General features: G+C 73.0%; 22 protein-coding genes. 9 read left to right on the top strand and 13 right to left on the bottom strand.

All coding sequences use genetic code 11. From position 1 onward, the window contains the following. Positions 1-30 precede the first annotated feature (30 nt). Positions 31-849, top strand: a complete 819-nt coding sequence (mltG, locus tag ACFWVV_RS07370; protein WP_384348782.1) for an endolytic transglycosylase MltG — start codon at positions 31-33, stop codon at positions 847-849. A 104-nt stretch (positions 850-953) separates the two neighbouring features. On the opposite strand, the gene ACFWVV_RS07365 is transcribed toward mltG, so the two are convergent. Beyond that, complete coding sequence (locus ACFWVV_RS07365; RefSeq protein WP_384348785.1) at positions 954-2066, bottom strand: NAD(P)-binding domain-containing protein; 1113 nt, start codon at positions 2064-2066, stop codon at positions 954-956. A gap of 94 nt (positions 2067-2160) precedes the next feature. Here ACFWVV_RS07365 and ACFWVV_RS07360 point away from each other — a divergent pair, with 94 nt between their 5' ends. Continuing rightward, positions 2161-2583, top strand: coding sequence for a secondary thiamine-phosphate synthase enzyme YjbQ (locus ACFWVV_RS07360; RefSeq protein WP_384348788.1), 423 nt, complete (start codon positions 2161-2163; stop codon positions 2581-2583). Between the two features lie 161 nt (positions 2584-2744). Here ACFWVV_RS07360 and ACFWVV_RS07355 read toward each other — a convergent pair whose 3' ends face one another. The 3 genes from ACFWVV_RS07355 to ACFWVV_RS07345 form a co-directional block, all read right to left on the bottom strand. Then, a complete protein-coding gene (locus ACFWVV_RS07355) occupies positions 2745-3803 on the bottom strand; it encodes a YncE family protein (protein WP_384348791.1) in 1059 nt (352 codons plus the stop codon). Positions 3804-3960: 157 nt separating this feature from the next. Next, positions 3961-4656: an HAD family hydrolase gene (locus ACFWVV_RS07350; RefSeq protein ID WP_384348794.1), complete on the bottom strand. Its 696-nt coding sequence runs from the start codon at positions 4654-4656 to the stop codon at positions 3961-3963. 28 nt (positions 4657-4684) lie between these two features. Continuing rightward, complete coding sequence (locus ACFWVV_RS07345; protein WP_384348797.1) at positions 4685-5179, bottom strand: Lrp/AsnC family transcriptional regulator; 495 nt, start codon at positions 5177-5179, stop codon at positions 4685-4687. A gap of 286 nt (positions 5180-5465) precedes the next feature. Here ACFWVV_RS07345 and ACFWVV_RS07340 point away from each other — a divergent pair, with 286 nt between their 5' ends. From ACFWVV_RS07340 to ACFWVV_RS07330, 3 genes are all read left to right on the top strand, one after another. Continuing rightward, positions 5466-7046, top strand: a complete 1581-nt coding sequence (locus tag ACFWVV_RS07340; protein ID WP_384348800.1) for an FUSC family protein — start codon at positions 5466-5468, stop codon at positions 7044-7046. A gap of 953 nt (positions 7047-7999) precedes the next feature. Further along, entirely contained in the window at positions 8000-9115 is a 1116-nt protein-coding gene (locus ACFWVV_RS07335) for a nitric oxide synthase oxygenase (protein ID WP_384349081.1), read from the top strand. A gap of 227 nt (positions 9116-9342) precedes the next feature. Continuing rightward, positions 9343-10353 carry a lactonase family protein gene (locus ACFWVV_RS07330; protein ID WP_384349084.1) on the top strand — a complete coding sequence of 337 codons (1011 nt, stop codon included), beginning with the start codon at positions 9343-9345 and terminating at the stop codon, positions 10351-10353. A gap of 194 nt (positions 10354-10547) precedes the next feature. Here the strand turns inward: ACFWVV_RS07330 and ACFWVV_RS07325 are convergent, their stop codons facing one another. The 4 genes from ACFWVV_RS07325 to ACFWVV_RS07310 all read right to left on the bottom strand — a co-directional run bounded on the left by ACFWVV_RS07325 (position 10548) and on the right by ACFWVV_RS07310 (position 14488). Further along, on the bottom strand, positions 10548-11474 hold the full coding sequence (locus ACFWVV_RS07325) for a sirohydrochlorin chelatase (protein WP_384348803.1): 927 nt from the start codon (positions 11472-11474) through the stop codon (positions 10548-10550). 105 nt (positions 11475-11579) lie between these two features. After that, complete coding sequence (locus tag ACFWVV_RS07320; RefSeq protein ID WP_384348807.1) at positions 11580-12665, bottom strand: N-acetylglucosamine kinase; 1086 nt, start codon at positions 12663-12665, stop codon at positions 11580-11582. A gap of 21 nt (positions 12666-12686) precedes the next feature. Beyond that, a complete protein-coding gene (locus tag ACFWVV_RS07315; protein ID WP_384348809.1) occupies positions 12687-13364 on the bottom strand; it encodes a uracil-DNA glycosylase in 678 nt (225 codons plus the stop codon). A gap of 35 nt (positions 13365-13399) precedes the next feature. Beyond that, entirely contained in the window at positions 13400-14488 is a 1089-nt protein-coding gene (locus ACFWVV_RS07310) for a WD40/YVTN/BNR-like repeat-containing protein (RefSeq protein ID WP_384348812.1), read from the bottom strand. Positions 14489-14800: 312 nt separating this feature from the next. Here ACFWVV_RS07310 and ACFWVV_RS07305 point away from each other — a divergent pair, with 312 nt between their 5' ends. Further along, positions 14801-15697, top strand: coding sequence for a bile acid:sodium symporter family protein (locus ACFWVV_RS07305; RefSeq protein ID WP_384348815.1), 897 nt, complete (start codon positions 14801-14803; stop codon positions 15695-15697). Further along, complete coding sequence (locus ACFWVV_RS07300) at positions 15694-17763, top strand: neutral/alkaline non-lysosomal ceramidase N-terminal domain-containing protein (RefSeq protein WP_384348818.1); 2070 nt, start codon at positions 15694-15696, stop codon at positions 17761-17763. Before ACFWVV_RS07305 ends, ACFWVV_RS07300 begins: the two co-directional genes overlap by 4 nt. 26 nt (positions 17764-17789) lie before the next feature. On the opposite strand, the gene ACFWVV_RS07295 is transcribed toward ACFWVV_RS07300, so the two are convergent. Then, positions 17790-18872 carry an NADH:flavin oxidoreductase/NADH oxidase gene (locus ACFWVV_RS07295; RefSeq protein ID WP_384348820.1) on the bottom strand — a complete coding sequence of 361 codons (1083 nt, stop codon included), beginning with the start codon at positions 18870-18872 and terminating at the stop codon, positions 17790-17792. 187 nt (positions 18873-19059) lie between these two features. On the opposite strand from ACFWVV_RS07295, the gene ACFWVV_RS07290 reads away from it, so the two are divergent. After that, on the top strand, positions 19060-19404 hold the full coding sequence (locus tag ACFWVV_RS07290; RefSeq protein ID WP_384348823.1) for an ArsR/SmtB family transcription factor: 345 nt from the start codon (positions 19060-19062) through the stop codon (positions 19402-19404). Positions 19405-19466: 62 nt separating this feature from the next. On the opposite strand, the gene ACFWVV_RS07285 is transcribed toward ACFWVV_RS07290, so the two are convergent. Both ACFWVV_RS07285 and ACFWVV_RS07280 read right to left on the bottom strand, forming a co-directional pair. Next, positions 19467-20819 carry an FAD-dependent oxidoreductase gene (locus ACFWVV_RS07285; protein ID WP_384348826.1) on the bottom strand — a complete coding sequence of 451 codons (1353 nt, stop codon included), beginning with the start codon at positions 20817-20819 and terminating at the stop codon, positions 19467-19469. Between the two features lie 132 nt (positions 20820-20951). Next, positions 20952-21626 carry a DUF305 domain-containing protein gene (locus ACFWVV_RS07280; RefSeq protein ID WP_384348829.1) on the bottom strand — a complete coding sequence of 225 codons (675 nt, stop codon included), beginning with the start codon at positions 21624-21626 and terminating at the stop codon, positions 20952-20954. Positions 21627-21799: 173 nt separating this feature from the next. Between ACFWVV_RS07280 and ACFWVV_RS07275 the strand changes: the two genes are divergently transcribed. Beyond that, positions 21800-23290, top strand: a complete 1491-nt coding sequence (locus tag ACFWVV_RS07275; protein ID WP_384348832.1) for an LVIVD repeat-containing protein — start codon at positions 21800-21802, stop codon at positions 23288-23290. 64 nt (positions 23291-23354) lie between these two features. Here the strand turns inward: ACFWVV_RS07275 and ACFWVV_RS07270 are convergent, their stop codons facing one another. After that, positions 23355-23996 (bottom strand): TetR/AcrR family transcriptional regulator, encoded by a 642-nt coding sequence (locus ACFWVV_RS07270; protein WP_384348835.1) that lies wholly within the window; start codon positions 23994-23996, stop codon positions 23355-23357. Between the two features lie 207 nt (positions 23997-24203). Then, a complete protein-coding gene (locus ACFWVV_RS07265) occupies positions 24204-24869 on the bottom strand; it encodes a phosphatase PAP2 family protein (RefSeq protein WP_384348838.1) in 666 nt (221 codons plus the stop codon). Position 24870 lies beyond the last annotated feature (1 nt).

Raw genomic sequence — 24870 nt, 5'->3', positions numbered from 1 at the left:
CCGGAGCGCGGGGGCGGCTAGCGTTCCGGTATGGAGTTCGAGTCCCCGGAGTCATCGCCCCGGCCCACGCGGCGCAGAACCCGTCGCCGTCGGCGTGTCCTGCTGGTGTGCGTCCTCGTCGTTCTCGCCCTGCTGGCAGGGGGAGTGGTGCTTCTGCTGCGGTGGCAGAAGGAGGAGCGCGGGCAGGACGCGTCCCTCACGGTCCCTGAGGGCCGACGCGCCTCGCAGGTGTACGCGGCGGTCGACAAGGCCCTGGGCGCCACGCCGGGCACCGCGAAGAAAGCCGCCGGTACGGCGGGTCTGGCACTGCCCGCCGCCGCGGAGGGAAACCCCGAGGGGTTCCTCTTCCCGGCGACGTACCCCGTGAAGGACGGCACCACGGCGGCGAGCCTGCTCACGTACATGGTCAGGACGGCGAACGAGCGCTTCGGCACCGGCCCGGCGGTGTACCGGGACGTCGTCGTGGCGAGCATCGTCCAGGCCGAGGCGGACACGGTGAGCGACATGGGCAAAGTGGCGAGGGTGATCAAGAACCGGGAGGCCCGCGGGATGCCGCTCCAGATGGACTCGACCCTCAACTACGCGCTGGACCGCAGCACACTGGACACCACCCACCAGGACACCCGGATCAACAGTCCGTACAACACCTACGCGCGCCAGGGTCTGCCGCCGACCCCGATCGGCAACCCGGGTCTGGACGCGATGCGTGCCACGCGCAACCCGCCGCCGGGCAACTGGCTCTACTTCGTCACGGTGAAGCCGGGGGACACCAGGTTCACGGACGACTACGAGGTGCAGAAGCGGAACGTGGCCGAATTCAACGAGAACCGGGCCAGGGCGAGCGACTGACCGCGGGTGCGGGTGCGGGTGCGGATGGGGGCGGGGATGCGGGCGCCGGCGTGGATGCGGGCGCGGGCCGGGAAGGGGACGCGGACGGCGACGGGTGCTGGGCGTCAGTGCTGCCCGGACACCGCCCCCGCCGCCACCTCGCGCCGTTCGGCCCGGGCCAGGAGTGCCCGTACCTCCCGTACCGCCGCCCGCCCCGCCCTGTTCGCCCCGATCGTGCTGGCCGAGGGCCCGTACCCGACGAGGTGGATCCTCTCGTCGCCGGCCACCCGGGTGCCGTCCAGGCGTATGCCGCCCCCCGGCTCCCGCAGCCGCAGTGGTGCCAAGTGGTCGACCGCGGGCCGGAATCCGGTCGCCCAGACGAGGGCATCGGCCTCGACGATCCGTCCGTCGTCCCAGGCCACCCCGTCCTCCGTGATCCGGTCGAACATCGGCAGCCGGTCCAGAACGCCGCTCTCCCGTGCCGCGCGGACCGCCTCGTTCACCGGCAGCGCCGTCACCGACACCACGCTCTGCGGCGGCAGCCCCAGCCGTACCCGCTCCTCGACCCGGGCGACGGCCGCCCGGCCCCACTCCTCGTTGAACTCGCCCTCGCGGAAGACCGGCGGACGGCGTGTCACCCACGTGGTGGCCGCCGCCACCGGGGCGATCTCCATCAGGTGCTGGGTTCCTGAGGCCCCGCCGCCCACCACGACGACGCGCTGCCCGGCGAAGTCGGCGGGCCCCGGGTAGTTCGCGGTGTGCAGCTGGCGGCCGCGGAACAGCTCCTGCCCCGGGTAGCGCGGCCAGAACGGCCGGTCCCAGGTGCCGGTCGCACTGATCAGCGCCCGTGCGCCCCACACCCCTTCCGAGGTCTCCACCCGTAGCCGCCCGCCTTCGCCCTCACGCACGGCCTGCACGTTCACCGGCCGGTGGACCCGCAGGTCGAACGCGTCCTCGTAGGCCGCGAAGTACTCCCCGACGACCTCCGACGACGGACGGCCCGGGTCTGCTCCCGTCAGCTCCATCCCCGGCAGCGCGTGCATGCCGTGAACCTTCCCGTACGTCAGCGAGGGCCAGCGGAACTGCCAGGCGCCACCGGGTCGCGGGGCATGGTCGAGCACCACGAAGTCCTGTTCCGGGACCAGCCCTGACCTGCGCAGATGATACGCGGCGGACAATCCGGCCTGCCCCGCGCCGATGACCACGACGTCCACGTCCCGCACCCCGAAATCGTTCATGTTTCTACCAACGGGGCGCGGGCCGGGAATCTTCCCCGCACGGCCGCGGATCGCCGTGCGGGGCTTCCCGCTGCGGGTGGGCGAACATGGAGGGATGGCCGACACATTCACCACCCGCGTCCTGCACCTCACGACGGGCTCGACGGAGGCCGTCGCCGACCTCACGTCCGAGTGCGAGGGCTTCCTCGCCGAAGCGGCCGAGGGCCGCGACGGCCTGCTCAACATCTTCGTCCCGCACGCCACCGCGGGCATCGCCGTACTGGAGACCGGCGCGGGCAGCGACGACGACCTCCTCGCCGCCCTGCGCACTCTGCTCCCCGCCGACGACCGCTGGCAGCACCGCCACGGCACCCCCGGCCACGGCCGCGACCACGTGCTCCCCGCCCTCGTCCCCCCGCACGCCACCCTGCCGGTGATCAACGGGCGGCTGGAGCTGGGCACCTGGCAGTCCGTCTGCCTGGTCGACACGAACGTGGACAACCCCGACCGCAAGGTCAGGCTGAGCTTCCTGGGCTGAGGTCCGTCCCCCGCCCACCCCCGCACCGCGCCCGAGCGGGGGTGGGCGCGCCGGAATGCCCGGGACCCGTCACCTCGGGTCCCGGGCATTGCGGGGTTCACACGGATCTGTGGTGCGTGGTGCGGCCGGTCACCGGTGCGGCCGGTCACCGGTGTGCCGGGTCAGCGGCCGATGCGGATCCGGTGTGCCTGGTCCTCGCGGTTGGCGCCGCCCGCCGACTTGTCCACCACGTACGCGGTGCCGCGCGTCACGGTGATGTGGTTCGGGTTCGCCCCGGTGGCGAGCGTCTCGACGACTGCGCCCCTGCGCGGGTCGACGACCGTCACGTTGCCGGCCCCACGGTTGGCGACCAGGACTCGTCCCGACCGGGGGTCGTGGGCGACGGACAGCGCACCGGCCCCCGTCGCAACGGTCTTGGTGACGGCGCCCTTGCGCAGGTCCACCACGGACAGGGTGCCCGCGGCCTGGTCGGCCGTGTAGGCGGTGCGGCCGTCGCCGGACAGGGCGACGGAGATCGGGCCGTCGCCGACCGGGATCAGCCGGGGCTCCTTGGCGTACGGGGAGACCTCGACGATCCGGTCCCCGCCCAGGTCGGCCGCGTACACGGTGCCGGTGCGCTTGTTGAGCGCGAGACCGGTCGGCTGGCTGCCGGTGACGGTGACGCGCTTCTTCTCCTTGAACGTCGCGGTGTCGTAGGCGACCAGCGTGCCGTCGCCGAAGGCGCTCGCCCACACGGTGTTGCGGCGCTCGTCGACGACGATCTCGCGGGCGTGCGCCACGTTCGGCAGGCTCGCCAGGTGCTTGCCGTCGCGCTGGCTGTAGACGGACACCGAGTTGTTGCGGGTGTTGGTCGTCCAGACGGTGTTGTGCTCGTCGTCCACGGCCACGCCGTAGACGGCCTCGACGGCACCGGTGGTGGCGTCGGTGACCGGCGGGGTGTAGGTGGCCCGCACCTTGAGCGTGGCCGGGTCGACCTTCATCAGCGAGGACTTGGTGACCGGCGGACGGCCCACGGCGGCGGTCGCCCACAGCACGTGGTTCCGCTCGGAGTACGACGACTGGTAGAGGCCTGCGGTCAACTGCGCGGAGGTCACGGTCGATCCGGCGGCAGGCTTCGCCGCGTGCGCGGTGGTGGTCGCGGTGAGGGCGAGGGAGCTGCCCGCGGCGAGGGCGACGGCGGTGGCGGCGGTGCGCCGGATGTGACGGGTGAACGTGGACATACTGGGTACGTCTCCTGTGGCAGAAGTGCCTCCTGAGTGGAGGCCGACGCCGATTAACTTAGCTTAGGCTTACCTAAGTAGCTAACCAGGGGTGATGTGGCCTACGTCACAACTCGCGGTCGTGCGTGGCCAGTTGGCGGGGCGGCCATCGGTGGCGTCAGACTCCCAGCCAGACGTACGCCGCCTCCGCGGTGAAGTCGGCCTGTCCGCCCCGGAAGAGGAGGTCCGCCGTGCCGAAAGCGGGGTCTCCCTCGCTGCCCGCCACGGAGGGAATCGCCGCACATCGCATGCCCGCCGCGAGCGCCGCCGTCACCCCGGGCGCCGCGTCCTCGAACACCGCGCAATACCCGGGCTCCGCCGCCAGACGGGCCGCGGCGGCCAGGAAGACGTCCGGCGCGGGCTTGCCGAGCGCCACCTCCTCCGCCGACACCAGCACACCGCCGGCCGCCTCGCCGAGCTGCGCGTCCAGCCCCGTCCCGGCCAGCACCGCCGTGATCGCCTCCCGCGAGGAACCGGACGCCACCGCCATCGGCACCCCGTCCGCGTGCAGCCGCTCCACCAGCTCGCGCATCTCGGGGAACACCTGGGTCGAGGCGGCGGCCAGTTCCAGGTAGAGGCGGTTGTTCTCGGCCAGCAGCGCGTCCACTCCGGTGTCGATGCCGTACTTGTCCCGCAGCGACTCCAGCGTCTCGCGCGTCCCGATACCGATGTAGCGGGTGTGCTCGTCCCAGCTGAAGTCCGGCAGGCCGTGCCGGGCGAGGAGCCTGCGCCCCGCTTCGTAGTAGTTCGGCTCGCTGTCCACCAGCGTGCCGTCGAGATCGAAGATGACCGAAAGGGGGCGCGAAGTGCTCATGGGGTCAGTCTGAGTCATCGGGACCCCGTCACCGAGGGCCCTCCCCGCGGGCCCCGGCCGCCTTCCCGATCGCCTCCACCAACGGCAGCAGACGGTGCGGCACCCGCTCCCGCAGCGCCACCTCGGTCCGTGTCCTGACCACGCCGGGCAGTTGGATCAGCCGCTGGATGACGTCCTCCAGGTGCCCCGCGTCGCGGGCCACCACCCGCGTCATCAGGTCACCACCGCCCGTGATCGAGAACGCCTCCACGATCTCCGGCACCTGCGCGAGCGCGTCCCCCACCTCGTCCAGATGCCCCTGGGTCACCTCGACGTGCACGAAGGCCAGCACCGGATGGCCGAGCGCGGCGGGGGAGAGGGCGGGACCCGTCCCGGTGATCACGCCTTCCCGTTCCAGCCGGTCGAGCCGCGCCTGGAGGGTGCCGCGTGCGATGCCCAGGATCCGGGCGTACTCGCGCACACTCGTGCGCGGCTGCTCGATCAGCAGCTTCAGAATGCGGGTGTCGAGTGCGTCGACCGGCATGGTCCGTTGGCCTCCTCGTGGTTCTGCCGTACGCCCATCAGCTGGGCCAATGGCACAGTCTCAGCAGTGCCGGTTGAGCCACTGTCCCACTTGATGCTTTGCTCTGCGTACTGACTGCTTGATCGCTGTTTGCCACGGCGCCGCGCAGCGGCCCGTGCGGCGATGTCGCCGCACCGGGCCCGCGGCGCCTTTTCCATGCCCGGGCGGAACCGGCCGGGCGCGACGGCCCGCGCACGGCAGGCCGCACACGACGACACGAGGGGGCGGGGCTGCCGCTGTGAAGAGGATGTTCCATGCACCGGATCCCGGGCTGCTGCGTCTGCGGGTCTCCACCCGCGCCGTCCTCGGCATCGGCGGCGCGGTCGCCGTCGCCGAACTGTGCGGCATGTCGCTGACCGCGTCCATCGTCGGCGGACTCGCCGCGCTGCTCGCGCTCTTCACCGTCCAGGACCCGGCCGTCCGCGGCCAGGCTCTCACCACCGCCCTGCTGCCCGCCGCCGGCTTCCCCGTCCTCGCCGTGGCCACCCTCCTCCACGACCACCCGCTCCCGCGCGACCTGGGCTTCCTCGCCGTGGTCCTGGCGGGGGCCTACGCCAGGCGGTGGGGGCCGCGCGGGCACGCGCTCGGCACGTTCGCCTTCATGATGTTCTTCGTCACGCAGTTCCTGCACGCCGTCCCCGGCCAGCTGCCCGAGCTGTACGGAGCCGTGGCGCTCGCCGTCGCGGTGGCGAGCGCGGTCCGCTTCGGACTGTGGCGCATCGAACGGCGCACCCCGCCGCCCGCCGCGCCCGCCCCGCTCACCGGCCTCGGTCTGGCCAGGCCCACCACCCGCCAGGCCCTCCAGGTCACGGCCGCCTGCGCGTTCGCCCTGGCGCTCGGCCAGCTGCTCTCGCAGGACCGCTGGTACTGGGCCGTCGGCGCCGCGTGGTGGATCTTCGTCAACACCACCTCGCGCGGCGAGACGCTGGTACGCGGCTTCCGTCGGGTCCTTGGCACCGTCCTCGGCATCGCGGCCGGACTGCTGATCGCGGTGCCCCTCGACGGCGCGCCCGCCCCCACGGCGGTGCTGGTCGCGGTGTGCGTCTTCGGCATCTTCTACACGGCGGGCCCGAGCTACAGCTGGATGATGTTCTTCGTCACCGTCATGGCGGGACTGCTGTACGGGCTCCTCGGCGTGCTCCACCCGGGGCTGCTCCTGCTGCGCGTCCAGGAGACGGCCGTCGGCGCCCTCGGTGCCGTGCTCGCCGTCGCCGTGATCCTCCCCATCACCACGCACTCGTCCACCGACGCGTGGATCCAGCGGGCCCTGCACTGCGTCCGCCACTGCACCACCGAGGCCGCGCGCCGTCTCGCGGGTGAGGCGCACGCCGATCCCGCACCGCACGCCGCCGAACTCGAACTGCTCCTCGGCCGCGTCCGGCTCTCGCTCGCCCCGCTGCTCCACCCGATCAGCCCGCTGCGGGCCCGCAAGGCCAGGGCCCGCCAGGTGGCCGCGCTGCTCGACGACTGCGCCCGGCTGGTGCGCGCCTTCGCAGAAGTGGCCGCCGACCCCGCGGCCTCCCACGACGCCCGGCTGACCGCGGCCTGCGCGCGGGTCGAAGCCGCGGTGGAAGCGCTGGTGCCGGGCGGCCCGGCCCATGCGCCGGGGACGGCCGCGGTGGCCGGGGCGCGAGTGCGGGGGGAGCGGGCCGCCGCGGAAGCACTCGTACCGGTTCCGCTGCCGGTGACGCCCCTGCCCGAGCCCGTGCACCGGCACCACCCAGGAGCCGAGGCCGCGCTGACGCACCTCACCGAGCTCGAGGGGGCGCTCGCCGCTCTGGCCACGCCCCTGCGCACTTCTCCACGCTCCCCGCTGGTCCCCGCGTAACCGGGTGATCGGCGTACATCGGGGGTAAATGCGGCGGCATCATGCGGGAGAACGGGCGGGGACGCGTAATTCCCGCTCGTGATCCGCGTGATTCTTCGATGCCTGGGGATGCGAGCAGGATGCCAGACGATCTTCAGCGAGCCGCCGCCCCCCTACCCGGCGGCACGCCCCCCGCGGGTACGCCCCCCACCGTCCCCCCACCCGTGGTGGGCCCGCACACAGCCACCCCCTGGGCCCGCTACGGGCCCACCGGGGGCCGGCACGCCACCCGCCCCGCGGATGCCTCCTCCGGGCCCGCCCCGACCACTGGGCACGCTCCTGCCCCCTCACCCGTGGCCGGCCCCGTCCCGGCCCCCGGGCCCGGGCAGCCCGAGCCATGCGGGCCCGGGCCCGCCGAGACCCCCGGGCCCGCCCCGGCCCCCACGGCCGCATACGCGTCCACGGCCGGATACGCCCCGGCTGCCGCGTCGGGGCACGTCCCGGCCCCCGGGCACGGCCCGGCCACCGAGTCCGGGCACGCACTTGCCGCCGACGCCGGGCACATCCCGCCACCCGGCCACGCCTCCGCCCCCAGGGCTGGGCATGCCCCGATCGATAGACCCGTCCCCGCCTCCACGGCCGTCCCCGCCTCGCGAGGGCCCGCCTCCGCGGCCGTCCCCGCCTTCACGGGAGGGCCCGCCTCCTCGGGAGCGCTCGTCTCCACGGCCGGATGCGCCCCGGCCGCCGAGTCGGAGCGCGCCCCCGCCCCGGGCCGCATCCCCGTCCAGCAGGGTCCGCCCGTCCCCCCACTCGGTGCGCAGGACCGTCACGACCGGGCCACGGGTGCCGGCGCCCCGGCCGCCCGTTGCCCCGTCAGCCACGGAGCCCACCCGGGGCCCGACTCCGCCGCGGGACACGCAGCCGCCGCGCAGCCGGAACTCACGGCCGGCCAACCCGTCAACCGCGCCTACGCCCTGGACCCCGCGGACCTGCACCGGCTGGCCGACGACTTCATCCGGCTCCACCACCAGGAGCTGCCCGCCCACGGCGACCCCGGCCCCCGCCTCGCCGCCGTGCATGCCGAGATCGACGCCACCGGCAGCTACCGGCACACTCCCGACGAGCTTGCTTTCGGCGCCCGGGTCGCCTGGCGCAACAGCAACCGCTGCATCGGGCGCCTCTACTGGAACTCCCTGCGCGTCCGCGACCGCCGCCACCTCAGCGACGCCGACTCCGTCGCCCGCGAATGCGCCGACCACCTCCGCGAGGCAGGCAACGACGGCAGGATCCGTCCGATGATCACGATCTTCGCCCCGGACACCCCCGCCCGCCCGGGCCCCCGCATCTGGAACGAGCAGCTCATCCGCTACGCCGGGTACGCCACCGCCGACGGCGGCATCGTCGGCGACCCCCGCAACGCCGGCCTCACCGACCTCGCCCTGCGGCTGGGCTGGCGGGGCGGCCCCGGCAGCCCCTTCGACGTACTGCCACTGATCGTGCAGGGCAGCGACGACCGGCCGCGCCCCTACGAACTGCCCGCCGACGCCGTCCTCGAAGTGCCGATCGAGCACCCCGAGGACACCTGGGCCCAGGAATGGGGGCTGCGCTGGCACGCCGTCCCGGCGATCTCCCACATGTGCCTGGAGATCGGCGGCGTCTGCTACCCGTGCGCCCCCTTCAACGGCTGGTACATGGGCACCGAGATAGGTGCCCGCAACCTGGCCGACACCGACCGCTACAACCTGCTGCGGCCCCTCGCCGAGCGCCTGGGCCTCGACACCTCCACCGACAGGTCGCTGTGGAAGGACCGTGCGCTCGTCGAGCTCAACCGGGCCCTGCTGCACTCCTTCGACCGCGCCGGCGTCACCATGGCCGACCACCACACCGAGTCGGAACGTTTCCTCACCCACCTCGGACGCGAGGAGGCCAAGGGGCGCGATGTCGCCGCCGACTGGGCGTGGATCGTGCCGCCGATGTCGGGTGCGGCCACCCCGGTCTTCCACCGGACGTACGACAACACCGAACGGAGCCCACTGTTCACGCACCACGACGACGCCCTGGTACGGGCGCGGGGAGAGGGCGCGCTCTGAGCACCCCGCGCACGGGCCGGGACGACGCACCGCCCGGGGCCGCGACAGCGCCGCCCCGGGTCGCTGTCCCGTAACCGCGGATCTGGTCTAGACCGCCCTGCTACCGTCGGCGCGGCAGACACGAACTCGTGGAAAGGGGCTGCACGGTGAGCAGCAGCACGGCATCGGAAGCACAGCCCGGGGGACCCGCCGAAGAGCACCGCGAGGGCGGGGGCGCACGCGCCTACATCGGCTCGTTCACGTCCGCCGGCGGCCGCGGCGTCGTCACCGCCGCGGTGGACCCGCGGACCGGCGCCCTGACGGTGCTCGGCGCGAGCGACGCCGTGGCCGATCCCTCGTACCTGGCGCTCGCCCCGGGCGGCCGGCTGCTCCACGCGGTGAGCGAGACGGATGACGGCGCGGTGGCCGCCTTCGACGTGACGGACGCGGTGCCCCGCCCGTGTGCGGCGCCGGTGGCGGTCGACGGTGCGTCGCCCACCCATCTCGCCCGGGCCGGCCGGTACCTGGCCGTCGCGAACTACGGCTCCGGAAGTGTCACCGTCCTCCCGTTGCAGGCCGACGGCACCCCGGGCACACCGTCCTGCGTCCTGCGCCACAGCGGCAGCGGGCCCGACGCGGGCCGACAGGAGGGCCCGCACGCCCACCAGGTGCTGCCCGACCCCACCGGCCGCTGGGTGCTGAGCGTCGACCTCGGCACCGACTCCGTACGGGTCTGCGCGCTCGACGACGCCACCGGCACCCTCGCCGTCCACTCCGAGGCGGCCCTGCGCCCCGGCGCGGGCCCCCGCCACCTGGCCTTCCACCCCGACGGCACGCACGTGTACGTGGCGAACGAGCTGCGCCCCACCCTCGGCGTCTGCCGCTGGGAAGCCGCCACGGGCACCCTCACGCCGCTGGAGGAGGTCCCCCTGCTCCCGGGAGGCACCCAGGGCCCCAGCTACGCCTCGGAGGTCGTCGTCGCCCGTGACGGGCGCTTCCTGTGGGTCGCCAACCGCGGACACGACAGCATCTCCGTGTTCGCCGTCGCCGGAGACGGGAGCGCCGAGCTGCGCACCACGGTCCCGTGCGGCGGGCATTGGCCGCGCGACCTGGCCCTGGACCCGGCGGGCCGCCGGCTGTACGCGGCCAACGAGCGGTCCGGGGATGTCACCTGGTTCGACATCGACGCCCGGACCGGGATCCCGCACCGGGCGGGCTCGGTGGAGGCCCCGGCGGCGTCCTGCGTGGTCTTCGGCTGAGCCGCAGTCCGCGGTCACGGGGCAGCCGGCCCCCGCAGTCCGCCGCCACGGCACCCAGGCCTCGCCGTTCACCGCCACGGGACACACGGTCCCCGCCCGGCCGCCCCGGCAGGACAACGAGAGAGGGCCCGCGCTCCGGCGAACCGGTGCGGGCCCCTTCTCGTACCTGCCGTCCGGTGACGAACGGCAGCCGGTCAGTGGACCGGAGCCCCCATCGGCTGCTGCGGCGTGAGACCCAGCGTCGTGGCGTACTGCGACAGCACGAGCTTGCCGAGCGCCGGGTACGCGCCGAGCGGTTCGGCGAACGCGCAGCCCGCCTCCTTCGCGGCCGTCTCCAGCAGGTCGGCGGCGACCTCCGGGCCGATCAGGTACGGCGCCAGCGCCAGATTGGCGGAGCCCGAACCGCGCAGCTGGTCGGCGACGGAGGCGATCGAGCCCTCCTCGTCGAGCGCGGCGGCCATCACCGGAACGGCGAGGCGCGCGGCCAGCAGCATGCCGGTGATGCCCGCCGCCCGGACGGCCTCCTCGCCGCCGACGGTGGCCAGGACGATGCCGTCGGCCGCCGTGGCGACCGTGAACAGCCGGGCGCGGTCGGCGCGCGAGAGACCGGCTTCGGAGAGCCGCACGTGCAGGGCCTCGGCCAGCAGCGGGTGCGGGCCGAGCACGTCGGTCAGTTCCGCGGCGGCGTGGCTGTCCACGAGGGTCTGCCGTATCCGGCGCATCGTGGCGGCCTCGGGACCCGCCAGCAGCGGCACCACGACGGCCACCGGGCCCTCGGGCGCAGGCACCTCGCGTCCGGCGGCCAGAGCCAGCTCGTAGCGGGAGGTGCGCTCGGCCGCGGCGTGCGCGAGCACGGCGTCCAGGGTCAGGTACTCGCTCTGGTCGTCACCGTCCAGGTAGCCGATGCGGGCGTCGAGGCCCGGCAGCTCGGAACGGGCGATGCTCAGAAGTTCTTCCGCCAGACCGCGGGTGGCGGTGGTCGGCGCGCCGGGAACGGCGAGAACGAGGGCGGGCGCGCCCTCGGGGGCCGCCACGGGCTCCGGACGGCGGTGGCGTCCGGACTGGCGGGGGCGCGGCATTCGTACAGGCAGGCCGGAAGCGGGCCCAGTGGGGGAGCTCATGGCGCCGCATGCTACTGGCTTTGCGGGTGCGGACGTTCGGGGAGGGTGTATTCGAGAGGTATCTGTCCCGATTTATCCAGCGAATGAAGGTGAATGCGCGTGCAATCAACGGGTTTGATGCCCCGATACACACAACATGTGCGGATCGTACGGAAATGAAAGGCTGTCCGTCGCGAGTGCGGAGGCGATCAGCAGGGCCCCGTCGAGCGGACTGCCGAGCGCGTCCGTGAGCCGTGCGCACGGCAGCTCCCGGGCGAACAGTTCGTGCACGGGTCCGAGGAGGGGCGCGCCCAGTTTCAGCAGGCCACCGGTGAGCGCCACCTCGGGGGGCGCGGAGGGGGAGGGGCCCCCGTCGCCGGGGGCCTTCTCCGCGCTGGTCTCGGGGCACGCGGCGGCGGCCGTCCCGGCGATGTGCCCGGCCGCGTCCCGCAGGATGCCCCGGGCCACCGGGTCGTCGGCGGCGCACGCGGCGACCTCGGGGGCGAACGAGGCGAGCACCGCGGGGCGGTCGGCACGCGGGTACAGCAGTCCCGGCAGCCCGGCGGCGGGGCCGAACACCGTTTCCAGGCGTGCGAGCAGTGCGGCGGAGCCGCCCCGCCGTCCGTCGTGCGCGCGCATCGCCGCTTCCAGCCCGGCCCGGCCGATCCACGCGCCACCGCCGCAGTCGCCGAGCAGATGCCCCCAGCCGTCCGCGCGCCGCCATCGGGTCAGGTCGGTGCCGAGGGCGATCAGGCCGGTGCCGGCGGCGACCACCGCGCCGGGCCGCTGGCCCAGCGCCCCGGCGTAGGCGGTGACGGCGTCGGCGGCCAGCGCCACCCGCCGCACCCCGAACTCCCCGGACAGCAGCCCGGGCAGCCGAGCACGCAGCCCCTCACCCAGCGTCGCCATCCCGGCAGCGCCCACGCAGACGGCCGCCAGCGAACCGCCGCCCGCTCGCGCCAGCAATTCCCGCGCGGCCGGAACCAGTTGCCCGGCCAGGTCTTCGGCGTCGATCCCGCCGGGGCCGGTGCGCACGGGTACCCGCGACACCACGGGAGGTGTCGCGTTCGTGACCCCGCCGACGCCGCCGGGCGCGGCACCGGCGGGCGCGGGCGTGCCCGCGGAGGCGGACCCGGACGCGGGCGCGAGGGCGAACCGGATGCCGGAGCCGCCCGAGTCGACCCCGAGCACGTACCTGTCACCGGAACCCACGACGCCGCCCCTCCCTGCCCGCTAGGGGAGCTGCCAGTCGACCGGGGCGGCCCCCTGCTGGACCAGCAGCTCGTTGGTCCGGCTGAACGGCCGCGAGCCAAAGAACCCCCGGTCCGCCGACATGGGCGAGGGATGCACCGACTCCACGCTGGGCACGTCCCCCAGCAGCGGCTTCAGCCTGCGCGCGTCGCTGCCCCACAACACCGCCACCAGCGGCTTCCCCCGTGCCACCAGTGCCCGGATCGCCTGCTCGGTGACCTGCTCCCAGCCCTTGCCCCGATGGGCGCCGGGCTTGCGCGGCGCGGTGGTGAGTGCCCTGTTGAGCAGGAGCACCCCCTGCCGGGTCCACGGGGTGAGGTCCCCGTTGGACGGGCGTGGGTGACCGAGATCGGAGTGCATCTCCCGGTAGATGTTGTCCAGGCTGCCGGGGACCGGCCGCACCTCGGGCGCGACCGAGAAGCTCAGCCCCACCGCGTGCCCCGGTGTCGGATACGGGTCCTGACCCACGATCAGGACCCGTACGTCCTCGAACGGCTGCTGAAACGCCCGCAGTACGTTCGCCCCCGCCGGTACGTAGGTGCGCCCCGCGGCGATTTCCGCACGCAGGAAGTCACCCATCGCGGCGATCTGTCCCGCCACGGGCTCCAGTGCGTCCGCCCAGCCCGGCTCGACGCTCTCTTTCAAAGGTCTTGCTGCCACAGGGCGTCACTCTACTGGGCCAGTTCCGGGTCCTCTCAACCGATCACCGCCGCCCGTACGCACAGCACGTCCGGAAGGTGCGAGACGAGCTGCCGCCAGCTGTCACCGTCGTCGTCGCTGGCGAACACCTCGCCGTTGCGGTTGCCGAAGTAGATGCCCGCCGGATCGTTGTCGTCCGTGCACAGGGCGTCGCGCAGCACCGTGCCGAAGTGCTCCTCCCGCGGCAGTCCCGCCGACAGCGGCTCCCAGCTCTTGCCCGCGTCCGAGGTCCGGTAGACCCGGCATTTGCGGTCGGCGGGCACCCGGTCGGAGTCCGCGGTGATGGGGAAGACGTACGCCGTGTCCGCACGGTGCGGATGGGCGGCCACCGCGAAGCCGAAGGTCGACGGCAGCCCCTCGCCGATGTCCGACCAGTTGGCCCCGGCGTCGTCGCTGCGGAAGACGCCCCAGTGGTTCTGCAGGTACAGCCGGTCCGGGTCGGCGGAGTCCTGCGCGATCTTGTGCACGCACTGGCCGAACTCCGGGCTGGGGTCCGGCAGGAAGACCGCCGAGACGCCCTTGTTCGACGGCGCCCAGCTCGCCCCGCCGTCCCGTGTCCGGAACACCCCGGCCGTCGACACCGCCACGGTCACCGCGTCCGCGTCGCGCGGGTCGGTGACCACGGTGTGCACCGCCTCGCCGCCCCCGCCGGGCACCCACTGGGAGCGGGTCGGATGCTCCCACAACGGGCGGACCAGCTCGAAGGTCTCGCCGCGGTCCGCCGAGCGGTACAGCGCCGCGGGCTCGGTCCCCGCGTACACCACACCCGGTGCGGCAGGGCCCGCCGGATGGAGCTGCCACACCCGCTCCAGCGAAGTCCCGGTGTCCTTCGGGAACTTGACGGACGGCTTGTCCGGCTCCGTCCACGTCGCACCCAGGTCGTCGGAGTGGAACACCGAAGGGCCCCAGTGTGCGCTGTCCCCGCCGACCAGCAGCCGGGGCGACGGCGCGCTCCGGTCGATTCCCACCGCGTACACGGCCTGTGCGTTGAAATGCGGGCCGTCGAACTCCCACTCCCCGCCGTCGCGCCTACGGCCGAGAAAGAGTCCCTTGCGTGTGCCTACAGCGAGCAGTACGTCGGTCATGGCCGAACCTCTCAGACGTCGTTGTCTCCAGGTATCGGTCAGTCTGCACCCCACCACTGACAATGGCCCTGAGATCGGGTGTTCGGCCAGGTCAGGGCGGTAAGCCGGGATTGTCCGACGGCAGGTCGCGAGCGTCTTCCCGCGTTCTGCGCTGAATTCCTTGACAGGCTCCGCCCCCTTGGAAACCATCCAGTCGGTACGCCGTGGCGCCCGCCCCGCAGCTCCGCCGCCGGGCACCGGCCCCGCTTCTCTCCACCCCGTACGCCTCTCCACCACCAGGTACTCCGGCCCGCCAGAGCAGGGACCCGCCGCATGGGATTCGCCGCTGTAGCACTGCCGTTCGCGCTCGCCGTCATCATGCTGGGTCTCGGACTCGGGCTCGCGCCCGCGGACTTCCGGCGGGTGCTCGCCCACCCCAGAGCCACCGTCGTCGCCCTCGTCTGCCAGATGCTGCTGCTCCCCGCGGTCTGCTTCGGCCTGGTCGTCGCCTTCGGCCTGTCACCGGTGCTGGCGACCGGGATGATGCTGGTCGCCGCCTCGCCCGGCGGCACCACCGCCAACCTCTTCAGTCACCTCTACGGCGGCGACGTCGCCCTCAACATCACGCTCACCGCAGTGAATTCGGTCCTCTCGGTCCTCACCCTGCCGCTGGTGTTCAACTTCTCCGCGCAGTACTTCCTGGGCGACGAGAGCACCCTGGGCCTCCAGTTCGGCAAGACGCTCCAGGTGTTCGCGATCGTGCTGGTCCCCGTCGTGATCGGGATGTACGTCAGAGCGCGCGCCCCGCGCTTCGCCGAGCGCGCCGACCGGCCGGTCAGGATCGCCTCGGTGGTCGTCCTCGTGCTGATCATCATCGGGGCGGCCCTCCAGGAGCGCGACCACCTGGGCGACTACTTCCGCGAGGTCGGCCCGGTCTCCGTGGCACTGCTCGTGTGCAGCCTCTCCGTCGGCTTCTGGGTGCCCCGGCTGCTACGGGTGGAGCGCCGCCAGGCGGTCGCCTCCTGCATGGAGATCGGCCTGCACAACACCACCCTGGCCATCACCATCGCCCTCGGCATCCTCGGAAGCAGCGAAATGGCCGTCCCCGGCGCCATGTACGGGGTATTGATGTTCTTCGCGGCGGGCGTCGCCGGGTACCTCCTGAAGCGCACCGCGCCGCCCGCGTCCGCACCCCCTGTCGCACCCGTACCGGAGAGCGAGCACCCATGAGTCATCTGGCCGGCCGAGGCATCGCCGACATCACCGGGGAGGCCGCCGAGTGCGGCATGCTCGGCTACGGCAAGGCCGGCCAGCAGACCACCGGCATCCACACCCGGCTGCGCGCCCGTGCCTTCGCCTTCGCCGAGGACGCAGCGCAGGGCTCGGGGGAGCACACAGCAGAGGGCACGGCAGGGGGTACGGGGGAGCACACACGCGAGCGCACGGCGCAGGGCGCGTCCCGGCTGCTGCTGGTGATCTGCGACCTGCCGCTGATCTCCGGCGGGCTCGTCCGGGAAGTCGTCAGCCGGCTGCCCGGCGGATGGACCGAGTCCAATGTGATGATCACCGCCACCCACACCCACTGCGGCCCCGGCGGCTACTTCCACCACGCGCTCTACAACAGCAACACCGGCGGCTTCCGCCCCAAGACGTACGCCGCGATCGTCGACGGCATCACCGAGGCCGCGCAGGCCGCCCTCGACGACCTCGCCCCCGCCGAACTCTCCCTCGCCCACGGCGAGCTGCACGACACCAGCGCCAACCGATCCCGCCGCGCCTTCGACCGCAACCCCGAGGCGGACCGCGCCTTCTTCCCGAAGGCCGTCGACCCGCACACCACCCTGTTGCGGATCGTCCGCGACGGACAACTGGCGGGCGCCGTCCACTGGTTCCCCGTGCACAACACCAGCATGACCAACACCAACACCCTCATCAGCAGCGACAACAAGGGGTACGCCGCCTACAAATGGGAGCGCCTCGAAGGCGGTACGGACTACCTGTCGCCCGAACCCCCTTCCCTGGTCACGGCGTTCGCGCAGACCAACGCGGGCGACATGTCGCCGAACCTCAACCTCCGCCCCGGCAGCGGTCCCACCGAGAACGAGTACGAGAACACCCGCATCACCGGCACCCGGCAGCAGGAGTCGGCCACCGCCCTCCTGGCCGGCGCGACCCCCCTCACCGGGCCGATCGAGCACCGCCTCACCCACATCGACCTCTCCCGCACCGAGGTGGGCCCCGAGTACACCGGAGACGGCCTCCCCCACCGGACGGGAACGCCCGTGGGCGGCGCGGCGGCCCTCGCCGGGGCCTGGGCCGACGGCAAGGGCTTCGCAGGCTTCCGTGAGGGCCGCAACCCGGTCTGGGACGCCCTCTCCCAGCGGGTGATCTACGCCCTCTCGCCCGGCCTGCGCGACGCCCACGCCCCCAAGGCCCTCGTGCTCCCCGCGGGCCCGCTGAACCGGCTGCGGCCCATGGTCCAGGAGCGCGTCCCCGTCCAGCTCCTGCGGATCGGCCGCCTCCACCTCCTCGGCATCCCGGGCGAGGTCACCATCGTCGCGGGCCTGCGCCTGCGCCGTACGGTCGCCGACATCGTCGGCGCGGACCTCGCCGACGTCCTGGTGGCGAGCTACAGCAACGGCTACTTCCACTACGTCACCACCCCCGAGGAGTACGACGCCCAGGAGTACGAGGGCGGCAGCACCCTCTTCGGCCGCTGGCAGCTCCCGGCGCTCTGCCAGACCGCGGCCACCCTCGCCACCGCCCTGCGCGACGGGCTCCCCGTCCCCCACGGCACCCCCGAGCCGCTGCCCGAGGCCCGCCCCGGCGCTGTCGCCCCGGCCCGCGAGGAACCGCACCCCGGCCGCGCCTTTGGCGATCTGCTGTCCTTCGCCCGCATGGGCGACCGGGTCACCGCCGCCTTCGTCGCCGCACACCCGAACAACGACCTGCGCAGGGGCGGCACCTACCTCACGGTGGAGCGCCTCGACGTAAGCGAGAACGGCGGCGCGGGCGCGGGCCAGGCCTCCGACGGCAGCGCGGGCGAGGGCCGGGCCTCCGACGGCAGCGCGGGCGGGAGCGAGACCGCGGGCGCCAACTGGACCCGGGTGGCCGACGACGGCGACTGGTCGACCACCTTCCGCTGGGCCCGCACCGGCCCAACGACTTCCACGGCCACCGTCACCTGGGTGATCCCCGACCGGCCGAGGCCCGGCCTCTACCGGCTGCGCTATCACGGCGACAGCGCAGCCACCGGCCCGTTCAGCGGGGCCACGGAGCCCTTCGCCGTGCGGTGACCGGGACGCGCCGCGCCCCGGCCGCCTCACACGGAGCGGTGGTACGGGTCCGGGACGTGGATCTCCGCGCCGAGCTCGCGGGCCGCGTGCCGGGCGAAGGAGGGGTTGCGCAGCAGCTCCCGGCCGAGCAGCACCGCGTCGGCCTCCCCGTTGGCGAGGATCTTCTCGGCCTGTGCCGCGTCGGTGATCAGCCCCACGGCGGCGACCGGCAGCGCGGTCCCGCTCTTCACCTGCGCCGCGAACGGCACCTGGTACCCGGGGCCGATGGGGATGCGCACCCCGGACGCGTTCCCGCCGGTGGACACGTCGAGCAGGTCGACACCGTGCTCGTGCAGCTGCGCGGCGAACCGTACGGTCTCCTCCGCCGTCCAGCCCGCCTCGCCCTCCAGCCAGTCGGTGGCGGAGATGCGGAAGAACAGCGGCTTGTCCTCGGGCCACACGGCGCGCACCGCGTCCACGACCTCCAGGGCGAAGCGGGTGCGGTTCTCGTACGAGCCGCCGTAGGAGTCGGTGCGGCGGTTGGAGTGCGGGGAGAGGAACTGGCCGATCAGGTAGCCGTGCGCGCCGTGGATCTCGGCGACCTCGAAGCCCGCGTCCAGGGCACGGCGCGCGGCGTCCGCGAACTGTTCCACCACCCGGGCGATCTGCGCCCCGCTCAGCTCGTCCGGGACGGGGTGCCCCTCGCTGAACGGCACCGCGCTGGGGGCCACCGGCTGCCAGCCGTACGCCTCGGGGCCGACCGGGCCGCCGCCCTTCCAGGTGCGGTCGGTGGACGCCTTGCGCCCGGCGTGGGCGATCTGGATGCCGGGGACGGTGCCCTGCGCCTTGAGGAAGTCGGTGATGCGCCGGAACGCCGCCACCTGGGAGTCGTTCCAGATGCCCAGGTCGTAGGGGCTGATCCGGCCCTCGGGGCTGATCGCGGTGGCTTCCACGAGGATCAGCCCGGTGCCGCCCGTGGCCCGCGCGGCGTAGTGCGCGAAGTGCCAGTCCTGGGGCACACCGGCCCCGGGTCCGTCGGGCAGGGCCGAATACTGGCACATCGGAGCCATCCAGACGCGGTTGGGGATGGTCAGCTGGCGCAGGGTGAAGGGCCGGAAGAGGTTGCTCACAGCGGACTCCGTTCGGGGAAATACAGGTTGCCGGTAGTACGGTAACCATCGTAGTACGGCACCTGTCAAACTACGAGAAGTCTCGTACAATGCCGTCGAGGGCGGACCGCGGGGCCCGGCCCGGGCCGCCGGGCCCGTCGGCGTCGCCGCCCGTTCGTCCCGTACGCCGAGGAAGAGGGAGCCCGCCGTGGCCACCGCAGCAGCCAGCAGCCGCGAACTGGCGCACCCCGCCCGTGCCGACATCCGGCTCGAAGGGGTGCTGCACGCGCTGTCCGACCCCATGCGGCTGCGCATCGTCCGCGAGCTGGCCGCGGCGGAGTGCGAGCTCGCCTGCTCCGCCTTCGCGCTGCCGGTCTCCAAGTCGACGAGCACCCACCACCTGCGCGTCCTGCGCGAGAGTGGTGTCGTCCAGCAGGTGTACCGGGGCACCGCGAAGATGAGCGGACTGCGCCGCGACGACCTCGCGGCACTGTTTCCCGGGCTGCTCGAAGTGGTGCTGGGCGCCGCCGAGTTGCAGGCGGCCCGCGACTGACGGGCCGCGAGCCGTGTAGGCCCGGGGGTGGGTGCCCTGTGCGCGGTGGGACCGGACCGCGGTCAGGGCCGCCGATGGCCCTGGGCCGCCGCCAGCAGTCCCGCCCAGTCGGCGATCTTCACCGACCCCCGCCCCAGTGAGGCTCCCAGCGCGCTCTCCGCCGCCTCGATCGCCAGCCACCCCGGCCACTCCACCGGCCGCATCCCCAACTCCCCTAGAACCTCCAGGGGTTCACCGGCCACCTCGCGGCCGGACAGGGCATCCGCGTCCGCGAGCAGGGAGAGCGCCGTCTCCTTGGCGCACGGCCGGTTGGTGCCGATCACGCCCGTCGGGCCCCGCTTGATCCACCCCGCGACGTACTCCCCCGGGGAGGCGGCGCCGTCCCGCAGCACCCGCCCGGCCGCGTGCGGAACCGTCCCGTTCGCCGCGTCGAAGGGGAGCCCGGGCACCGGCGTCCCCCGGTATCCGACCGAACGCAGCACCAGCTGCGCCTCGATGTCCTCGTACGACCCCGTGCCGCGCACCCCGCCCGTCCCGTCCGGCACCGTCCTCTCGAACCGCACTGCCGCCACCCGCCCCGCTTCGGCGAGCAGCTCGACGGGGCGGAGGTGGAAGCGGATGCGCAGCACGCGGGCCCGCTCGGGCGGCGGTGCCCCGGCCCAGCCGCGCAGCACCTCCACATTGCGGCGCACGGGTGCCGGCAGCCCGGCGGGGTCGGCGTACCCGGGATCCAGGGCGAGCTCTGCCGGGTCCACCGTGACCGACGCCTGCGGCAGGGCGCCCAGCTCACGCAGCTCCTTGGTGGTGAACTTGGCCTGCGAGGGGCCGCGCCGCCCCACCATGTGCACCTCGTGCACCGTGGACCCCGTCAGCAGGTCCAGCGCGGTCTGCGGCACGTCGGTGGGCAGCAGCTCACCGGCGCCGCGCGCCAGGATCCGCGCCACGTCGACCGCCACATTGCCCACTCCGATGACCACCGCCGAACGCACCCCGAGGGCGAAGCCGCCGGGGTCCGCGTCCGGATGCGCGCTGTACCAGGAGACGAACTCGGTGGCGGAGAAACTGCCCGGCAGGTCCTCGCCCGGAATGCCGAGACGCCGGTCGGTGGCCGCGCCCACGCAGTACACCACCGCGTGGTAGAGCTCCAGCAGCCGGTGGGCGGGCAGCCGGGGCGTGCCGGCCTCCACGTTGCCCACGAAGGTGACGCGCTCGTGCTCCAGGACGGTGCGCAGTGTGCCCTGCAGGGACTTGATCTTCTCGTGGTCGGGCGCCACCCCGTACCGCACGAGGCCGTACGGGCACGGCAGCCGGTCCAGTACGTGCACCCGGACGCCGGGCACGGCGGTCTGCTGTACGAGGGCCTGGGCCGTGTAGAGGCCGCTGGGGCCCGACCCGACCACGGCGATGCGAAGCACGGCACGGCTCCCTCCCGCAGGCTGTCTCCAGCATCGCACCGCTGCGGCGTCGGCGGCAGTAGGCGGTGGGCAGCCGTTGCCGCCGGGCCCGGCGGCAACGGTCACTCCGTACGCCTCATCGCCGGACAGGCGCTAGCCGCCCCTGAGCATCCGCGCCATCCGGTTGATCTCCGTCGTCTGCTGGGCGACCAGCTCCGTCGCCATCTCCTCGACCGTGACGTCGTTGCCGTCGGCGAGGGCGTCACCGGCCATGGTCAGCGCCCCCTGGTGGTGCGTGATCATCAGCTCCAGGAACAGCTTGTCGAAATCCTTGCCCCGGGCCGCCTTCAGGGCGGCCAGCTGCTTCTCGGTGGCCATGCCCGCCATCGCGCCGTGATCGTGCGGTGCCTTCGGCCGCTTGTCCGCCCCGTTGCGGGACTGCCAGCCCTTCATGGCGTCGATCTCCGGCCGCTGCGCGGCGGCGATCCGCTCGGCCATCAGTTTCACGTTCCGCGCGGAGGCCCGGGAGGGTGCCAGGCCGGTCATCACGAGCGCCTGCGCGTGGTGGGTGATCATCATGTCCATGTAGCCGAAGTCGGCGGAGTTGGGCTTGTCGAGCGGCGCGGCCCTGCGTGCCTCGTCGGGAGAGAGCGTCCTGGCCGGTTCCCCCGGCTTCCCCGGCGCCACCACCTGCCCCCCGGCCGGCTTCGCCCGCGGCGCTTGGCCGGATTCCCCGGAACAGGCGGGGAGCGCGAGCAGGGCGGCGGTGACGAACGCGGCCGTCAGCGCGAACGGGCGGCGTCGGCCGCCATGTTGACGGGAAGACACGGCAACCTCCTGGGGCACAAGGGGTGATTGAGGTACGTCCTAGCACGGTTCTGCACGCGGATGATCAGAAAACTTCATTACATCTGTGCTCCCGTCTGTTGAGATGTACATGAGAAGGAAGATACTCACGAGGTCCCTCAGTTCAACTGCGAACCGAATCAAGGGAGTACGCAGTGACTCTGTCGACCAACCCCCGCGTCCGCCGGCGCAGACGTCTGGGCGTGGCAGCCGCCGCGGCCGGTCTGTTCGCGACCCTGCTCACCGCGGGAACCGCCGCCGCGAGCCCCGAGCCGGGCGACACCCCCGTCCCGAGCCGGCCGGTCACCACCTCCCAGCAGGAGGAGGCCCGCAAGGCGATCCGGGGCGGCGAGATACCCGGCGTGGACGAGATCGTCCACAGCAGGAACGTCGAGCACCTGGCGAACATCCCCAAGGACGCCCTCAAGGGCACCAACTCGGACCTGGCCTTCCAGGGCAAGTACGCCTTCGCGGGCAACTACGACGGCTTCCGGATCTTCGACATCAGCAACCCGAAGAAGCCGAAGACCGTGACCCAGGTCCTCTGCCCCGGATCGCAGAACGACATCTCCGTCTCCGGCAACCTGCTCTTCCTCTCCACCGACTCCTCGCGCAGCGACAACTCCTGCACCAGCACCACGCAGCCCGCGACCGAGAAGTCCTCCTGGGAGGGCATGAAGATCTTCGACATCAGCGACATCCGGAACCCCCGGTACGTCGCCGCCGTCGAGACCGCCTGCGGTTCGCACACCCACACCCTGGTCCCCGAGCGCAAGAACGTGTACGTGTACGTCTCCTCGTACTCGCCGCGCGCGGAATACCCGGACTGCCGGCCCCCGCACGACGGCATCTCGATCATCAAGGTGCCCCGCAAGGCCCCGCAGCAGGCAGCGGTCGTCGACTTCCCCGTGCTCTTCCCGGACGGCGGCAACCCCGGCGGCGGTACGACGAACCCCCACATCGCGCAGACCACCGGCTGCCACGACATCACCGTGCTGCCCTCCAAGGACCTCGCCGCCGGTGCCTGCATGGGTGACGGCATCCTCCTCTCCATCAAGGACCCGGAGAAGCCCAAGGTCATCGACCGCGTCCAGGACACCGCCAACTTCGCGTTCTGGCACTCGGCGACCTTCAACGAACGCGCCAACAAGGTCGTCTTCACCGACGAGCTCGGCGGCGGCGGCGCCGCCACCTGCAACGCGGAGATCGGCCCCCAGCGCGGCGCCAACGGCATCTACGAGCTCAAGGGCCACGGCGACAAGCGCAAGCTGGTCTTCAAGAGCTACTTCAAGATCCCGCGCCACCAGGCCGACACCGAGAACTGCGTCGCCCACAACGGTTCGATCATCCCGGTCCGGGGCCGCGACATCATGGTCCAGTCCTGGTACCAGGGCGGAGTCTCCTTCTGGGACTTCACCGACTCCTCGAAGCCGAAGGAGATCGGCTACTTCGAGCGCGGCCCGGTCTCCACGGAGACCATCTCCACCGGCGGTTCCTGGTCCGCGTACTACTACAACGGCCACGTCTACTCGAACGACATCGCCAAGGGCCTCGACGTACTGAAGATCAACGACTGGCGTACCGACCCCGCCAAGTGGGTCCGGATGCGCGAGCTCAACGTACAGACGCAGCCCGACTACCTCTGACCTTCGCCCGACCCGCTGACGGGAGGCCGAACCGGAATCCGGTCCGCGCCCGTCCGCACTCCGGTCAGAACGTGGTCGCACCGCTCGCACGACCCGTGCCGCCGGGCGGACCCCCGTCCGGCGGCACGCCCATGTCCCAGTCCAGCCCGTACCGCTGGAACAGCTCCGCCCGCAGCGGAGCCAACGGCATCGCCGCACCGGGCAGCAGCAGCGCGAAGACGGCGCCCATCAGCAGCGCCCGCAGCAGCGGATACGCGGTCTCCGGATCCTCGGCGCCGTACCGCCGCACCGCCCCCTTCAGCACGTCCGCCAGCTGACGCTGCTCGGGGCACTGGACGAAGCCCTCGGCCTGCAGGATGCCCGCCATGTGGGTGCGCATCAGCACCGGGCGCTCGAGCGCGAGTCCCAGCACCGCGTCCACCGCCCTCGCCAGCACCTCGGGCCCCTCGGGCGGCCGCGGTTCGCGCTCCAGCGCCGCGCGGATGGTCAGATGCATCAGCCGGTGCACGGCGGACTGGAGCAGCTGCCGCTTGCCGGGGAAGTAGTACGAGACCAGCCCCCGCGCGGCACCGGCCCGGTCCGCGATGTCGCCCAGCGTCGTCGCCTCGTAACCGCGCTCGCCGACCAGCTCCACCGTCGCCCGCAGGATCCGCTCGCGGGAACGACGCCGCAATTCTTCATTGACCGATGCGCTGCGCGGGGACATCCTGTAACTCCTGCGTTGACTGGCTCCGAGCCAATATACTCAGCGCGGTGCCGGTTCCCGCGTTCCGCGGAGACCGGGCGAGTGTGCTGTTCCGCCTTGGGCGACGCGGGGGATCGCCCAAGGCGGCAGAGGCACACAGCGGGCCCCGGGAGGCTTCCTCCCGGGGCCCGCGTGCTGCTCTCCCGCCCTCCGCCGCGCACCGGGGGATCATTCCCGGGGTTCGGTCCGCCGGGCGTAGAGGGCCGTGGACAGCAGGACCAGCGCCGCTGCGAGCAGCCAGCCGCCCAGGACGTCGGTGCCCCAGTGCACCCCCAGGTACAGACGGGTGAAGCCCACGCCCAGGACCGAGACCGCACCCACGAAAAGCAGCGCCGCCGTGGCCGCGCGCCGCGCACCGTGCAGCCGCAGCAGCCACAGCAGGAGACCGAAGGTGACCGCTGCCGTCATCGCGTGGCCGGAAGGGAAGGCGGCGTAGTGGGCGGAGTCGACCGGGTCGGGCCACTGCGGGCGCTCACGCCCCACCAGCCACTTGCAGAACTGCTGCGCGAGGGCGCCCATCAAGCTGGTGACAGCGATCCACACCGCCATCAGCCGCTCGCCGCGCAGCAGCAGCCACACGAAGACCACGGCCATCACCAGACGCATGGCCCAGGGGTCCCAGACCCAGTCGGACAGGATCCGGTTGACCTGGGTCGTGCCCGGATCGTCCACCGCCCGGCGGTGCAGTCCGTTTGCGATCTCACCGTCCAGGGTGAGCAGCGGACCCCACCGTGCGGCGACCAGCACGAGCAGTACGGCGAAGAGGCCGCTGAACAGGGCGCCCGCGAGGAGAGCCGGCGGACGGGGGGACGGACCAGGACCGGGGGAGTGCATG

Origin of the sequence: Streptomyces sp. NPDC058663 (genome assembly GCF_042716745.1) — a bacterium.
Lineage (GTDB): Bacteria > Actinomycetota > Actinomycetes > Streptomycetales > Streptomycetaceae > Streptomyces.
The sequence above is the reverse complement of the archived record's forward strand: the minus strand, read 5'-3'. Positions and strand labels throughout refer to the sequence as shown.

Excerpts from the sequence above, each read along its gene's own strand:
- mltG (WP_384348782.1), top strand. The coding sequence starts at position 31 with ATGGAGTTCGAGTCCCCGGAGTCATCGCCCCGGCCCACGCGGCGCAGA.
- ACFWVV_RS07365 (WP_384348785.1), bottom strand. The coding sequence starts at position 2,066 with ATGAACGATTTCGGGGTGCGGGACGTGGACGTCGTGGTCATCGGCGCG.
- ACFWVV_RS07360 (WP_384348788.1), top strand. The coding sequence starts at position 2,161 with ATGGCCGACACATTCACCACCCGCGTCCTGCACCTCACGACGGGCTCG.
- ACFWVV_RS07355 (WP_384348791.1), bottom strand. The coding sequence starts at position 3,803 with ATGTCCACGTTCACCCGTCACATCCGGCGCACCGCCGCCACCGCCGTC.
- ACFWVV_RS07350 (WP_384348794.1), bottom strand. The coding sequence starts at position 4,656 with ATGAGCACTTCGCGCCCCCTTTCGGTCATCTTCGATCTCGACGGCACG.
- ACFWVV_RS07345 (WP_384348797.1), bottom strand. The coding sequence starts at position 5,179 with ATGCCGGTCGACGCACTCGACACCCGCATTCTGAAGCTGCTGATCGAG.
- ACFWVV_RS07340 (WP_384348800.1), top strand. The coding sequence starts at position 5,466 with ATGTTCCATGCACCGGATCCCGGGCTGCTGCGTCTGCGGGTCTCCACC.
- ACFWVV_RS07325 (WP_384348803.1), bottom strand. The coding sequence starts at position 11,474 with ATGAGCTCCCCCACTGGGCCCGCTTCCGGCCTGCCTGTACGAATGCCG.
- ACFWVV_RS07310 (WP_384348812.1), bottom strand. The coding sequence starts at position 14,488 with ATGACCGACGTACTGCTCGCTGTAGGCACACGCAAGGGACTCTTTCTC.
- ACFWVV_RS07305 (WP_384348815.1), top strand. The coding sequence starts at position 14,801 with ATGGGATTCGCCGCTGTAGCACTGCCGTTCGCGCTCGCCGTCATCATG.
- ACFWVV_RS07300 (WP_384348818.1), top strand. The coding sequence starts at position 15,694 with ATGAGTCATCTGGCCGGCCGAGGCATCGCCGACATCACCGGGGAGGCC.
- ACFWVV_RS07270 (WP_384348835.1), bottom strand. The coding sequence starts at position 23,996 with ATGTCCCCGCGCAGCGCATCGGTCAATGAAGAATTGCGGCGTCGTTCC.
- ACFWVV_RS07265 (WP_384348838.1), bottom strand. The coding sequence starts at position 24,869 with ATGCACTCCCCCGGTCCTGGTCCGTCCCCCCGTCCGCCGGCTCTCCTC.